The sequence below is a fragment of the Curtobacterium sp. AC273 genome, assembly GCF_979253735.1.
The window spans coordinates 257,356-270,411 of sequence record NZ_CEEDDU010000001.1 but is presented as its reverse complement, the minus strand read 5'-3'; the positions used below and the strand labels follow the sequence as shown (position 1 = coordinate 270,411).

Below are 13,056 nucleotides of genomic sequence, written 5' to 3'. Positions count from 1 at the left end.
GAATATACGCCTTCGACCACTTCTCCACAAGCGTGCGGGCGCGACGCGCCCGCGTAGACTGGTCCGGTCCCACCCACCCCCCAAGTGCTGGAGTGAACACGTGCCAACGATCGTCGTCGAGGTCATGCCGAAGGCCGAGATCCTCGACCCCCAGGGCAAGGCGGTGGGCAACGCCCTCGCCGCCTCGGCAAGGCCGACCTGACCAACGTCCGCATCGGCAAGCGCTTCGAGGTGTCGGTCGACGGCCCGGTCGACGACGCCAAGCTCGCCGAGGTCCGCGAGATCGCGGCCGACGTCTTCTCCAACGCGGTCATCGAGGACGTCGTGTCCGTGACCGTCGAGGAGTCGGTGACCCGGATGCGCATCGGCGTCATCACCTTCCCCGGCTCCCTCGACGACCGCGACGCCCAGCGCGCCGTCCGACTCGCCGGCGCCGACCCGGTCGCCCTCTGGCACGGCGACCACGACCTGCGGGCGTCGACGCCATCGTGCTCCCGGGCGGGTTCTCCTACGGCGACTACCTCCGCGCCGGCGCGATCGCCGCGAAGGCCCCGATCATGGCCGAGGTCATCGACGCCGCCGGTAAGGGCATGCCCGTGCTCGGCATCTGCAACGGCTTCCAGATGCTCGCCGAGGCACGACTCGTGCCCGGCGCGCACACCCGCAACGCGCACCAGCAGTTCATCCGGCGCGACCAGAAGCTCCGCGTCGAGACGACCGGCACCGCGTGGACCTCGGGCTTCACCGCCCAGCAGGAGATCACGATCCCGCTGAAGAACGCCGACGGCCGCTTCGTGGCGGACGCCGACGAGATCAAGCGCATCGAGGACAACGGCCAGGTCGTGTTCCGCTACGTCGGCGTGAACCCGAACGGCTCGATCGACGACATCGCCGGCGTCTCGAACGAGCGTGGCAACGTCGTCGGCCTGATGCCGCACCCCGAGCACGCGACGGAGCCCGGGTTCGGCCCGGACACCCCCGCGGCGATGGCCTCCGGCACGGACGGCCTCACCTTCTTCACCTCCGTGATCGAGTCGACACTCGTCAAGTGACGACGACTCCAGTGACAGGGAACAACGACACCGTGACCACTTTCGTGCGCCCGAAGCCCGACACCGTCCAGGACGCGGCGGCCACCCCCGACAAGGACCAGCCGTTCGAGGCCCTCGGGCTGAAGGCCGACGAGTACGCGAAGATCCGCGAGATCCTCGGCCGCCGCCCCACCTCGGGCGAGCTGGCGATGTACTCGGTGATGTGGTCCGAGGCACTGCTCGTACAAGTCGTCGAAGAACTACCTCCGGCAGTTCGGCAAGAAGGTCACGCCGGAGATGACCAAGAACCTCATGGTGGGCATGGGCGAGAACGCCGGTGTCATCGACGTCGGCAACGGCTGGGCGGTCACCTTCAAGGTCGAGTCGCACAACCACCCGTCGTACGTCGAGCCGTACCAGGGCGCCGCGACCGGTGTCGGCGGCATCGTCCGCGACATCATCTCGATGGGCGCACGCCCCGTCGCCGTGATGGACCAGCTCCGCTTCGGCGCGATCGACCACGAGGACACGGCGCGCGTCGTGCACGGCGTCGTCGGCGGCATCTCGTTCTACGGCAACTGCCTCGGCCTGCCGAACATCGGCGGCGAGACCTACTTCGACTCGGTCTACCAGGGCAACCCGCTGGTGAACGCCCTCGCGGTCGGCGTCCTCCGCCACGAGGACCTGCACCTGGCCAACGCGTCGGGTGCCGGCAACAAGGTCGTGCTCTTCGGCGCCCGCACGGGTGGCGACGGCATCGGCGGCGCCTCGATCCTGGCGTCCGACACCTTCACCGAGGGCGGCCCGACCAAGCGCCCCGCGGTGCAGGTCGGCGATCCCTTCGCCGAGAAGGTCCTCATCGAGTGCTGCCTCGAGCTGTTCCAGAAGGAACTCGTCGAGGGCATCCAGGACCTCGGAGCCGCTGGGATCTCCTGCGCCACGTCCGAGCTCGCCTCCAACGGCGACGGCGGCATGCACATCTCGCTCGACGACGTCCTGCTGCGCGACCCCACGCTCACCGCCGAGGAGATCCTCATGTCGGAGAGCCAGGAGCGCATGATGGCGGTCGTCCGTCCGGACAAGCTCGACGAGTTCCTCGCCGTCGTGGACAAGTGGGAGGTCGAGACCAGTGTCCTCGGCGAGGTCACCGGCACCGGCCGCCTCGTCATCGACTGGCAGGGCCAGGAGATCGTGAACGTCGACCCGCGCACCGTCGCCGTCGACGGCCCCGTCTACGACCGCCCGGTCGCGTACCCGACGTGGATCGACGCTCTGCAGGCCGACGGCGCGGAGTCGCTCGAGCGTCCCGAGACCGGACCGGCGCTCAAGGCGCAGTTCCTGCAGCTCCTCGGCTCGCCGAACCTGGCCTCGAAGAACTGGGTGGCGAACCAGTACGACACCTACGTGCTCGGCAACACCGCGCTCTCCTTCCCCGACGACGGCGGCATGATCCGCGTCGACGAGGAAACGGGGCTCGGTGTCACCATCGCAACCGACGCGAACGGCCGCTACTGCCAGCTCGACCCGAAGCAGGGCGCGCGCCTGGCCCTCGCCGAGGCCTACCGCAACGTCGCCGTCACCGGTGCCGTCCCCGCGGCCGTCACCGACTGCCTGAACTTCGGCTCGCCGGAGAACCCCGAGGTCATGTGGCAGTTCGCCCAGGCCGTCGAGGGCCTCGCGGACGGCTGCATGGAGCTCGGGATCCCGGTCACCGGCGGCAACGTGTCGTTCTACAACCAGACCGGCTCGACGCCGATCCACCCGACCCCCGTCGTCGGTGTGCTCGGGGTCATCGAGGACGTCGCACTCCGCGTGCCGTCCGGCTGGCAGGACGACGGCCACAACATCTACCTGCTCGGCACCACGTCGCTCGAGCTCGACGGCTCGGCCTGGGCCGGCACCGTGCACGACCACCTCGGTGGTCGCCCGCCGGCGGTCGACCTCGAGCGTGAGAAGGCCCTCGAGGACCTCCTGCACGCCGCGGCGACGGAGCAGCTCCTGACGAGCGCGCACGACCTGGCGGACGGCGGCCTCGGCCAGGCCCTCGCCGAGTCGGTGCTCCGGTTCGGGCTCGGCGCCCGCGTGGTCCTCGACGAGCTCGAGTCCCGTGACGGCGTCGACACCGCGACTGCGCTGTTCTCCGAGTCGACCGGTCGCGTCATCGTGACCGTCCGGCGCGAGGACGACGTCCGGTTCCAGGGCCTCTGCGCCGGCCGCGGCTTCCCGGTGCTCCGGATCGGCGTGACCGACGCGGCGTCCGGATCGCTCGAGGTGCAGGGTGCGTTCGAGGCGACGCTCGACGAGCTCCGCGGCACCCACGACGCGACCCTGCCGAGCCGTTTCGGTGACGTCATCGTCTCCGACGTGACCGAGGGCTACGTCGGCCGGGGTCCGCTCGACTCCGACGGCGCGTTCTCGCCCCGCTCGGACGCCTGAATCCGGCCGCCGACAGGATGCCGATCGTCACCCTGCCCTTCGCGGAGCTCGTCGACCGGTTCGGCCCCGTGCCGGACGGCGTCGAGCTGGACGTGTGGGACGTCGAGGAGCCGTACACGCGCCCCGACGACGTCGCCATCGCGTTCCTGCCGTTCTACTTCGGTGGACGGCACCGCTGGCAGTACGTCCACGACCTGCCGAACCTGCAGCTCCTGCAACTGCCGAGCGCCGAGTACGAGCACGCCGTGCCGTACGTGCCCGGTCACGCCCAGCTCGCCAACGGGCGCGGCATCCACGACGACGAGACCGCCGAGCTCGCGGTCGGGCTCGCGCTGACCTCGCTCCGTGAGCTCGGCGCGTTCCAGGCCGACCGTGCGAACGGCGTCTGGGACGTCCGCACCACGCGGTCCCTGGCCGACCGCCGGGTCACGGTCGTCGGCTACGGCGCCATCGGGTCCGCCATCGCCACACGGTTCGAGGCGTTCCGCACCGACGTGACCGTGGTGGCCCGCACCGCTCGTGAGCAGGACGGCCGGCACGTTCGTGCGTTCGGTGATCTGCCGGCTCTGGCGGCCGAGACGGACGTGCTCGTCCTCATCACGCCGCTGACCGACGAGACCGAGCGGCTCGTCGACGCCGACCTGCTCGCGGCCCTGCCCGACGGCGCCCTCGTGGTGAACGTCGCCCGTGGCAAGGTCGTGGACACCGACGCCCTCGTGGCCGAGCTGCAGTCGGGGCGGTTGTCGGCAGCGCTCGACGTCACCGACCCGGAGCCCCTCCCGGCCGGGCACCCGCTCTGGACGACGCCGAACACCGTCCTCACACCCCACGTCGGCGGCAACACCGACCTCAGTGTGCCGCGGTCGATCGAGCTCATGCGTCGGCAGGTGGCAGCGCTGGCCGACGGCCGTCCGTTCGAGAACGTCATCCAGTCCTGACGCGCGCGGTCACCGCTCGCTGAGCGGGGTGGTCGCGACCACCGACGGACTGGAGGAGCGGTGTCGGCTGGCACCGCGCCTCCAGTCCGTCGGGGGGTGCGGACCGCCGGCCGCGTCGTCAGAGCGGGACGATGCAGGTCGGCGTGCCGACCGGGATCTGCGCGACGGCGTCACCGGGGACGCCGTCGTCGCCGACGGGCAGCACGGCGACGGCGTCGGACATCTGGTTCGCGACGAGCACGAAGCCGGGAACGCGGGCGAAGTGCCGGGGCCACACGCGCCCCGGAGGACGCCGAGCCGACCAGGGTGAGTCCGCCGTCGGCGGCGTCGAGCACGACGATCAGGTCTCGCCCGCGAACGGCGACGGACACCAGGCCGCGGTCGTCGACCTCGATGTGGCTGAGCAACGACTCGCCCACCTCGCCGTCGAAGGTCGGAGTCGAGGCGATGGTCACGAACGTCCCGGACTCGTCACGGCGCAGGCGGAGCACGTGCCCGTCGAGCTCGCCGGCGACGATGAGGTCGCCGTCGTACCAGGCCATGTGCCGCGGGCCGGCCCCGGGCGCCACGTGGTGCACGCGGACCGGTTCGATCGAGGGGGCGTCGGTGATCCGGTACTCGTGCAGCGCGTCCCCGCCGAGGTCGGCGACGAGCACGGTCCCGTCGGGCGTCGCGACCGACTGGTGGGCGTGCGGGCCCTCCTGCCGGTCGTCGACCGGGCCGGTCGCGTCCGGGAGGACCTCGGTGACGACCGGAGCGCCGTCGGGCAGCGACACCGCGGTGACGGTGCCGGAGACGTAGTTCGTCACGACGAGGGCGCCGGACGGGTCGACCCGGACGTGGCAGGGGGCGTCGCCACCGGCCGGTGCGTCCCAGAGGTGCTCGAGTTCGAGGTCGTCACGACGGAAGGCGGAGACGCTGCCGTCGGCTTTCTCGGAGACCGCGTAGACCCGGTCGCCGGAGACGGCGAGGAACGAGGGGTCGTCGATGACCGCGACGGTGCGGACGTCCGGGGCCTCGGCATCGCCGGCAGCGACGATCGAGATGCCCGTCGCGGTGCCGCCGCCGGTCGCCGTGTACGAGCCGACCAGCAGGGCGGGGAGCATCGTGCTCACGCGTCGCCGCCGGCGATCTGCTCGTGGTGGTGGATGACCTCGGCGACGATGAAGTTGAGGAACTTCTCGGCGAAGGCGGGGTCGAGGTGGGACTCGGCCGCGAGCGACCGGAGCCGTGCGACCTGGATCTGCTCCGCCCCGGGTCGGCGGCGGGCATCCTCGCGGCGGCCTTGAGGTAGCCGACCCGCTGCGTGTACTTGAAGCGCTCGGCCAGCATGTGGATCACGGCGGCGTCGATGTTGTCGATGCTCTGCCGGATGCTGCGGAGTTCGGCGACGGCGGCCTGGTCGTACTGGGGCGTGGTGTCGTCGTCGCTCATGCCCCGAGCCTAACGGCCGAGGCTGGCCGACCGGTGTCGGTTACGCCGCCGCCCGGTCAGGGCGAGAACCCGTGCACGGCTCGGGAACTGCGACAATGGTCTCCATGTCGGTCCTGCTCGTCATCTCGGCCGTGTGCGCGGTCCTCGCCGGCCTCGTGCACGTGTTCATCTTCTTCCTGGAATCCGTCGCGTGGACGAGTCCGCGGGCGCAGCGGATCTTCGGGATCTCCTCGCGGGCCGAAGCCGATGCGACCCGTGCGATGGCGTTCAACCAGGGCTTCTACAACCTGTTCCTGGCGATCGGGGCGATCCTCGGCGTCGTGCTCGCCGCGACCGGCAGTCCCGAGACGGGCTGGACCCTCGTCGTCTTCTCGACGGCGTGCATGCTCTCGGCGCCGCCGTCGTCCTGGCCGGTACCGGGCGGAAGTACCTCAACTCGGCGTTCAAGCAGGGATCGCTCCCGCTGATCGCGCTGCTGTTCGCGTTCCTCGCGTCGACCTTCGGGGGCTGACCCTCCGAGCGAGGACGGTTCCTTCCCATCACGCCCGCGGTGGAAGGCGGAAACGGGCGTACCCGGTCGAAAGAACCGACCGAGTACGCCCGTTTCGACCGAGTACGCCCGTTCCGACCAGGCGCCCGGCGTCAGCCGAGCTTCGACGCGAACTCGTCCGGCAGCTTCTGCAGCGCCCACTCGATCGCGGCAGTCGTCCCCATCGAGAACGCCGAGGACACGTCCGGGTCGTCGAAGACGATGGAGTGGCCGGCCTCGACCGACGGCACCTTCTGGAACAGCGGGTCTGCCTCGGCCTTCGACGCGTCGACGTAGATCGGCAGGATGAGCGTCAGGTCGGCGTCCAGCAGGTCGAGGTTCTCGTCCGACAGGTGCACCGAGAACGCCTTGCCGGCCTGCTCGTCGATGGCCTTCGGGATCGTGAAGCCGAGGTTCCGCATGAACGTCGAGCGGCTGTCGGTGGAGGCGTACGCCCCGAACCCGTCGGCCGTGTACGCACCGACGACCGCCGACTTGCCCTCGAACTCCGGGTGTGACTTGCGTGCGGCGGCGTAGGCGTCGTCGAGGCCGGAGAGCAGCTTCTTGCCCTCGGACTCCTTGCCGAGCGCCTTCGCGATCATCGTGGTCTGCTGCTCAGTTGAGGCGAGGTAGTTCTCGCCGCCCTTCGGGATCGCCACGGTCGGGGCGATGGCGGACAGCTTCGCGTAGCGGTCCTTGTCGCCCGAGGACTTCACGTCGAGGATCACGTCGGGCTTGAGCTTGAGGATGTCCTCGTAGCTCGGCTCGAGGGTCTGGATGATCTTCGGCGACTTCGTGTAGGCGTCCTTGAGCCACGGGCCGACACCGTCGCCACCGAACGCGAGCCAGTCGCTCGCACCCACGGGCTGCACGCCCAGCTCGAGCGCGGTCTCGGCGTCGCCCCAGCCGAGGGCGACGACCCGCTTCGGCTGCGCGTCGATCTTCGTGGTGCCGAGCGCGGTCGTGATCGACACCGGGAACTGGCCGTCAGCCGGGGACGTCGAGGCGTCGTCGGTGGAGGAACCGGAACCGGAGGCGCACCCGGCGAGGACGAGGGACGCTGCGACGACCGCGCCTGCTGCGGCGAGGACGCGTCGGAGACGGTGGGGAGTACGGATCACGAAGGGTAGCCTAACCTAAGCGAACGGATCCCCTCGCTCCTGGCTAGGCTGACTGACCGTGGAGTACCCCGATGCCGACCGCACCCGCCTCGCGGTGCTCGGCTCCCCCATCGCACACTCGCTCTCGCCGACGCTGCACGCGGCGGCCTACGACGTGCTCGGGGTGCCGTTCCGGTACGGGAGGCAGAGGTCGCGTCCGGTGGACTGGACGCGTTCGTCGCGGGGCTGGGTGGGGGGAATGGCGCGGCCTGAGCCTGACGATGCCGCTCAAGCGCGAGGTGCTGCCGCTCCTCGACCGGACGACCCCGCTCGTCGACGAGCTCGGCGTGGCCAACACGATCGCGTTCCGGCAGTCCGGCGACCGGGTGCTCCGCTCCGGCGCGAACACCGACGTCGAGGGACTCGTCCGCCCCCTGTCGAGGCACTGGGACACGTCCCGGGTGAGGCCACGATCCTCGGCGGTGGCGCGACCGCCGCGAGTGCCCTGACCGCCGCAGTCCGGCTCGGCGCCGTGCTCGTCCGGGTCTTCGCCCGCGACACCTCGAGGACCGGAGCCCTGGTCGACCTGGCGGTCCGGCTGGGCGTCACGCTCGACGTCCTCCCGCTGACGGACCTCGCCCGGCACCCGCCCGGCTTCGTCGTGTCGACGCTGCCGGGTGGTGTCGCTGACGACCTCGACCTCGCGCCGTCCGGTGACGACGCCGTGCTCTTCGACGTCGCCTACGAGCCGTGGCCGACCGCCGTCGCCTCGCGCTGGGAGGACGCCGGCGGACGCGTGCTGAACGGCCTCGACATGCTCACCGAGCAGGCGATCGGGCAGATCCGGTTCTTCCTCACCGGCGACGACGACGAGCTCCTGCCCGCCGAGGCCGACGTCCGCCGGGCGATGCGCGCAGCCGTGGGCCTGCCCGAGGTCATCCAGGGCCTGACACCGCGGCGCCGCAACCCACCTCGGCACCGCGCGCCGATCAGCGCCGGGGGCCGATCAGCGTCGGGAGTGTGCCTCGGCGTCGAGCAGCGCGAGCGAGACGTCCCAGAGCCGGTCCGCGTCGTCCTCGTCGAGCGCCCACGGCAGGACGCCGTGCAGCCCGTCGACGATCCGGTCCGTGATGGCCGCCTCGTGGCAGTCCTCGAAGTAGCGGCCGGTGACCCCGGCGAGTTCGGGTGCCGTGGCCAGGAGGACCGAGGTCGCCGCACCCTGCTCGGGCGTCTTCACGGCGTCTGCCGCGGAGAGCTTCGTCGCCGCCAGCACCGCCGGGTCCCAGTGCTTCTGCAGTCCGGTCCAGATGCCCCCGGGCATGCAGGCGTTCGCGGTGACCCCGACGTCGGCCCACCGCTCCCCCACCGCGACGGCGAACAGGACGTTCGCCGTCTTCGACTGTGCGTAGGCAGCGCCGGGCTCGTAGCGACGACGGCGGAAGAACAGGTCGTCGAACACGACGGGCGACCCCACCGTGCCCGCTCGACGACACCGAGACGATGCGTGCCGACCCCGAGGCCGCGAGCGGGTCGTGCAGACCGAGCGCGAGGGCGAAGTGCCCGAGGTGGTTCGTGGCGAACTGCGACTCCCACCCCGCCGCCGTGTACGCCTCCGGAGCGTCCATCACCCCGGCGTTCGCCACCAGGACGTCGAGCGGCCCGGACCACCGCGCCGTGAAGGCCTCGACGGACGCGGGCTGGTCGAGGTGCAGCTCGGAGACCACCGGGTGCTGCCCACCGGTCGTGCGGGCGATGTCCGCAGCCACCCGTTCCCCGGCCGCGGTGTCCCGGACGGCGAGGGTCACCGTCGCGCCGGCACCGGCGAGCGCCCGCCGCCGTCTCGATGCCGATGCCCGAGGACGCTCCCGTGACGATCGCCGTGCGGCCGGTCAGGTCCACCCCCTCGAGGACCTCGTCGGCGGTCGAACGGGCGCTGAAGGCGGCGAGGTCACGGTCGGGCATGGTGCTCCTGTCGGGTACGGGACGCGGTCAGACGACCGTCCCGTCCACGTAGGACCAACGACCGTGCTCGCGGACGAACTCGCTCGTCTCCTCGAGTGTGCCCCGCTCGTCTGCGGAACGCCACCACGCGGGAACGCGACCGTCCCCCGGGAGTCGAACGGGCCTCCAGAACTGGTCGACAGAACGTCCAACCGTGTCCAGCGCTGCTGCGGGTCCAACTCGAGGACGCGGGCCGCGTCCGCGGGTGCCACGTCAGCAGCAGGTACTCCGGCAGCCCGAGCGCGAACGCGCTGAACCGTGACCGCATGAGCCGCTCCGCGGTCGGGGCGGCGGCTCCGGCGTGCAGGGGTCCGCAGCACTCGCCGTAGGGTTCCCGCTCAGGCAGGGGCAGCGCGACTCGTCGGTGACCACGCCGGAACGCTAGTCGACGATGGACAGGGCGACGGTGATGTTCCCGCGGGTGGCGTTCGAGTAGGGGCAGATCTCGTGGGCCCGCTCCGCGAGGCGCTGTCGCTGCTCGGGCTGCGCGGACGGCGCGTAGACGTCGAGCTCGACCGCCAGGCCGAAGCCGCCCTGGCCGTTGCCGCCGATGCCGACCTCCGCCGAGACCTCGGCGTCCGCGGTGTCCACCCCGAGCTCCTTGCCGGCCGCGTGCAGCGCCCCGAGGAAGCACGCGGCGTAACCGGCTGCGAAGAGCTGCTCGGGGTTCGTGCCCTCGCCGCTGCCACCCATCTCCTTCGGCGGACGGGTGTCGAGGTCGAGGCGGTCGTCCTCGGTGCGCACGTGGCCGTCCCGCCCGCCGCCGGTGGCGTGGGCAGCTGCGGTGTAGACGATGTCGAGACTCATGGTCTGAGCGCACCGTCCCTTCCTGGGCGACTGCTGGACGCGCCTGCACTGTCGGCCCGGGACGCCGCCGCCGGGTCCGCCCGCCGGGCGTGTCCGGGCGGGCGGGTTTTTTCCCGCGCGCCCGTCGTTGAGGGAGCAGAAATCGTCCGAGTCGCCGCGCCGACCCCGACGATTTCTGCTCCTCGACGGACGGCAGCAGCGCAACCACCGGGCCGACAGCGCCGCGCGCAGCCGGGGCGAGGAAGGAACCTCGTGTTCACGCTCGGTTGGCAGGTGTTCCGGGAGCGCCTCGGCGAGGTCGTCGACCCCGCCCGGGTCCGTCGCGCCGTGTGGCTCGCGGTCGCCGTGGCGGTCCTCGACGAGGAGCGCGGGCGCGCTCGCCCCTTCGTCGGGGGAGCAGGAATCGTCGAGTCGCCGAGCCGACCCCGACGATTTCTGCTCCCTCGACAGACGGCAGCGGCACCCGAGGCGCGGGCCCCGGGCGCCTGTCGGTGGGGACGGGCACACTGGGCGCATGTGTGGAAGGTTCGTCGTCTCCGACACCACGGCCGATCTACTGCCGGAACTGATCGGTGAGCTCGCCGACCGGACCGAGCACGTCGACGAGGACACCGGCGTGGTCGGCACCGGCCTCGCGCCGAGCTGGAACGTCGCCCCCACCGACCCCGTGTTCGCCGTCCGCCAGCGCCACGGCGAACGCGAACTCCCGCAGATCAGCTGGGGCTTCGTGCCGAGCTGGGCGAAGGACTTCCAGAAGCAGCGCCCGAAGCCGATCAACGCCCGCATCGAGACGGTGGCGACGAGCGGCATGTTCAAGCGGGCGTTCGCCACGAACCGGTGCATCATCCCGGCGCAGGGCTACTACGAGTGGGTCGTGCGCGAGGACGGCAAGGAACCCCACTTCGTGCACGAGCCCGGCGGCGCACTGGCGATGGCCGGCGTGGTGAGCGCGTGGCCGGACCCGACCAAGCCCGAGGACGACCCGGACAAGTGGCGGCTCTCGCTCGCGATCATCACCCGTGACGCCCACGTTGCCCCGGGCGAGGTGCACGACCGGATGCCGGCGTTCCTCACCCCGGACGGTTACGACGACTGGCTCGGCGGTGGGCTGGCGACGGACGACCTGCTGGCACTCCTCGACCACGAGTCCCTGACGGTCGCCGCCGGTCTCGAGCAGTACGAGGTCTCGCGCGCCGTCAACAGCGTCAAGAACGACGGCCCGCAGCTCATCGAGCGGGTCGCCTGACGGACTGGAGGCCCGGTGCCGGCGTCTGGCCGGTCCGTCGGCTCACGCCGCGCGCATCACTCCGGGGAGGACGATGTGCAGCCGCTCGGCGAGGCGCTCCTGCGCTTCCTCCAGCGACCGGAAGTCCCCGACGTACTGACCGAACGTGTCGGACACGAAGTAGTGGCTGCCCTGCCGGTCGACCGTGCCGCCGTAGTACCCGGCGTAGTTGGCGGCCCAGAGGCCGGCGTCGGGACGGGACCAGGTGATCCGAGCGCGCGCGGGCTGAGCGGGAGCGACGACCTCCGCCTCGATCTCGGTGATCGCTTCGATCGTGGCGGTGTCCAGGGTCACCTCGGCCTGCTGGCGGTGGGCGACGGTCGTGCTCATGGTGCTGCTCCTGTCGTGCTGCGGTGCTGTCTGTCGTGCTGCGGTGCTGATGGTGCTGATGCTGTGGGCCCTCGGTGGTCCGGGTCTCAGACGACCGGGCGGATGACGGACGGCAGCATCGTGTGGAGCTGGTCCGCGAGCTGCGCCTGTGCGAGCTCGAGCGACTCGAAGTCGCCGACGACGAGACCGAAGGTGTCCGACGCCACGTAGCGGCCGTCACGCTTGTCGATCGAACCGCCGAAGTAGCCGCCGTAGTTGGCGACCCACTCGCCGTCCTCTTCCTGGGTCCAGGTGAGCTTCGCGCGGGTCGGGCGGGCGTGCGGCTCGGCCTGTGCCTCGAGGATCGCGATGGTGTCGACCGTGTCGGTGTCGAGCGTGACCTCGGCTCGGGTGTCGGGGGTGACGGTGCTGGTCATGGCGCTCTCCTTCTTCGCGATCCGGGGTACATCTGCTGACACCAGAACGCTACGAGAGAAGCCCCCTCGGACGCCAGCGAGGCCCGTTGATTCACGGTTTCCGTCAATGCGGTCCATGGATGAAGCCCGGGTTTCCGGGGCCGTGCGTCACACTTCCGGGGTACAGCACCCGAATCGGGGTACTCGTTTCCCGTCCATTCCCAGCGACGCGGGTCAGCGGTCGCGATCGCGGCCGAGCGCGCCGTCGCGCTGACGTCCCCGTTCCCGCTCCCGCTCGATCTCGTCCGCGACCGCCCGGTTGCTGAACCGGCGCTGGCCGACGACCGCGATCACGACCCCCACCACGAACAGGGCCGCCCCCAGCACGACACCCGTCACGAGGTGATCCCGCGGCCTGTCACCCTCCGCGGCCCCGAGGAGCAGGCCGAGTCCGGTGTACACGAGGGTGAACCCGATCGGGTAGAGCCACGGCTGCGGTCGCCACGGCGCGTCGGGGAGCCCCCACTCCAGGAACACGAGGACGAACCACGCGGCAGCGACCGCCGTGCTCACCGGGAACCACATCCCGAGCACGAGCAACGCCCCGATCGTGACGATCGCGCCGCCCATGACCCAGAGGTACCGCTCGATCCGCCCCCGCAACGTCATGCTCAGACCGTACCCACAGCGCGTCGACCTGCACCAGGCGTCATCCAGACGAGCGGCGGGGACGGTTCGGTCGACTGCCGCGGAGCATCAGCGCACGGCCC

The 13,056-nt window shown here is 71.2% G+C and carries 12 protein-coding genes and 7 pseudogenes; 8 read left to right on the top strand and 11 right to left on the bottom strand.

The genetic code is table 11. The annotated features are described in order from the left end of the window. Positions 1-100 precede the first annotated feature (100 nt). The 4 genes and pseudogenes from purS to ACZ8AI_RS01675 all read left to right on the top strand — a co-directional run. Positions 101-345 (top strand): annotated as a pseudogene (purS, locus tag ACZ8AI_RS01690) (phosphoribosylformylglycinamidine synthase subunit PurS); the annotation flags it as partial. Positions 346-357: 12 nt separating this feature from the next. Next, positions 358-1,052, top strand: a pseudogene (gene purQ, locus ACZ8AI_RS01685) (phosphoribosylformylglycinamidine synthase subunit PurQ). Positions 1,053-1,063: 11 nt separating this feature from the next. Further along, positions 1,064-3,467: pseudogene (purL, locus tag ACZ8AI_RS01680) on the top strand (phosphoribosylformylglycinamidine synthase subunit PurL). A 17-nt stretch (positions 3,468-3,484) separates the two neighbouring features. Next, complete coding sequence (locus tag ACZ8AI_RS01675; RefSeq protein WP_464856005.1) at positions 3,485-4,405, top strand: 2-hydroxyacid dehydrogenase; 921 nt, start codon at positions 3,485-3,487, stop codon at positions 4,403-4,405. Between the two features lie 118 nt (positions 4,406-4,523). Here the strand turns inward: ACZ8AI_RS01675 and ACZ8AI_RS01670 are convergent, their stop codons facing one another. From ACZ8AI_RS01670 to ACZ8AI_RS01660, 3 genes and pseudogenes are all read right to left on the bottom strand, one after another. Further along, positions 4,524-4,646 carry a hypothetical protein gene (locus ACZ8AI_RS01670; RefSeq protein WP_464856003.1) on the bottom strand — a complete coding sequence of 41 codons (123 nt, stop codon included), beginning with the start codon at positions 4,644-4,646 and terminating at the stop codon, positions 4,524-4,526. A 58-nt stretch (positions 4,647-4,704) separates the two neighbouring features. Beyond that, a pseudogene (locus tag ACZ8AI_RS01665) lies at positions 4,705-5,511 on the bottom strand (lactonase family protein); the annotation flags it as partial. Between the two features lie 5 nt (positions 5,512-5,516). Then, positions 5,517-5,767, bottom strand: a pseudogene (locus ACZ8AI_RS01660) (chorismate mutase). Between ACZ8AI_RS01660 and ACZ8AI_RS01655 the strand changes: the two are divergent. Beyond that, positions 5,712-5,852 (top strand): hypothetical protein, encoded by a 141-nt coding sequence (locus tag ACZ8AI_RS01655; RefSeq protein ID WP_464856410.1) that lies wholly within the window; start codon positions 5,712-5,714, stop codon positions 5,850-5,852. The pseudogene ACZ8AI_RS01660 and the gene ACZ8AI_RS01655 sit on opposite strands and share 56 nt — an antisense overlap. A 91-nt stretch (positions 5,853-5,943) precedes the next feature. Continuing rightward, positions 5,944-6,306 (top strand): DUF1304 domain-containing protein, encoded by a 363-nt coding sequence (locus ACZ8AI_RS01650; RefSeq protein WP_464856001.1) that lies wholly within the window; start codon positions 5,944-5,946, stop codon positions 6,304-6,306. 175 nt (positions 6,307-6,481) lie between these two features. Here the strand turns inward: ACZ8AI_RS01650 and ACZ8AI_RS01645 are convergent, their stop codons facing one another. Then, positions 6,482-7,489 (bottom strand): iron-siderophore ABC transporter substrate-binding protein, encoded by a 1,008-nt coding sequence (locus tag ACZ8AI_RS01645; RefSeq protein WP_464855999.1) that lies wholly within the window; start codon positions 7,487-7,489, stop codon positions 6,482-6,484. A gap of 260 nt (positions 7,490-7,749) precedes the next feature. Between ACZ8AI_RS01645 and ACZ8AI_RS01640 the strand changes: the two genes are divergently transcribed. Next, a complete protein-coding gene (locus ACZ8AI_RS01640) occupies positions 7,750-7,977 on the top strand; it encodes a hypothetical protein (RefSeq protein WP_464855997.1) in 228 nt (75 codons plus the stop codon). A gap of 497 nt (positions 7,978-8,474) precedes the next feature. On the opposite strand, the gene ACZ8AI_RS01635 is transcribed toward ACZ8AI_RS01640, so the two are convergent. From ACZ8AI_RS01635 to ACZ8AI_RS01620, 4 genes and pseudogenes are all read right to left on the bottom strand, one after another. Then, positions 8,475-8,927 carry an SDR family NAD(P)-dependent oxidoreductase gene (locus ACZ8AI_RS01635; RefSeq protein WP_464856408.1) on the bottom strand — a complete coding sequence of 151 codons (453 nt, stop codon included), beginning with the start codon at positions 8,925-8,927 and terminating at the stop codon, positions 8,475-8,477. Positions 8,928-8,997: 70 nt separating this feature from the next. Then, a pseudogene (locus ACZ8AI_RS01630) lies at positions 8,998-9,273 on the bottom strand (SDR family NAD(P)-dependent oxidoreductase); the annotation flags it as partial. A 184-nt stretch (positions 9,274-9,457) separates the two neighbouring features. Beyond that, positions 9,458-9,737 (bottom strand): annotated as a pseudogene (locus ACZ8AI_RS01625) (YchJ family metal-binding protein). Between the two features lie 113 nt (positions 9,738-9,850). Next, complete coding sequence (locus tag ACZ8AI_RS01620) at positions 9,851-10,276, bottom strand: organic hydroperoxide resistance protein (RefSeq protein WP_464855995.1); 426 nt, start codon at positions 10,274-10,276, stop codon at positions 9,851-9,853. Positions 10,277-10,790: 514 nt separating this feature from the next. Here ACZ8AI_RS01620 and ACZ8AI_RS01615 point away from each other — a divergent pair. Further along, positions 10,791-11,522 carry an SOS response-associated peptidase gene (locus ACZ8AI_RS01615; RefSeq protein WP_464855993.1) on the top strand — a complete coding sequence of 244 codons (732 nt, stop codon included), beginning with the start codon at positions 10,791-10,793 and terminating at the stop codon, positions 11,520-11,522. Positions 11,523-11,564: 42 nt separating this feature from the next. Here the strand turns inward: ACZ8AI_RS01615 and ACZ8AI_RS01610 are convergent, their stop codons facing one another. From ACZ8AI_RS01610 to ACZ8AI_RS01600, 3 genes are all read right to left on the bottom strand, one after another. Then, the gene (locus ACZ8AI_RS01610) at positions 11,565-11,891 is read right to left on the bottom strand and encodes a hypothetical protein (RefSeq protein ID WP_071293062.1); all 327 of its coding nucleotides are present in this window, start codon (positions 11,889-11,891) and stop codon (positions 11,565-11,567) included. A gap of 86 nt (positions 11,892-11,977) precedes the next feature. Continuing rightward, on the bottom strand, positions 11,978-12,307 hold the full coding sequence (locus ACZ8AI_RS01605) for a hypothetical protein (protein WP_464855991.1): 330 nt from the start codon (positions 12,305-12,307) through the stop codon (positions 11,978-11,980). 213 nt (positions 12,308-12,520) lie between these two features. After that, the gene (locus tag ACZ8AI_RS01600) at positions 12,521-12,955 is read right to left on the bottom strand and encodes a hypothetical protein (protein ID WP_464855989.1); all 435 of its coding nucleotides are present in this window, start codon (positions 12,953-12,955) and stop codon (positions 12,521-12,523) included. Between the last annotated feature and the right edge of the window lie 101 nt (positions 12,956-13,056).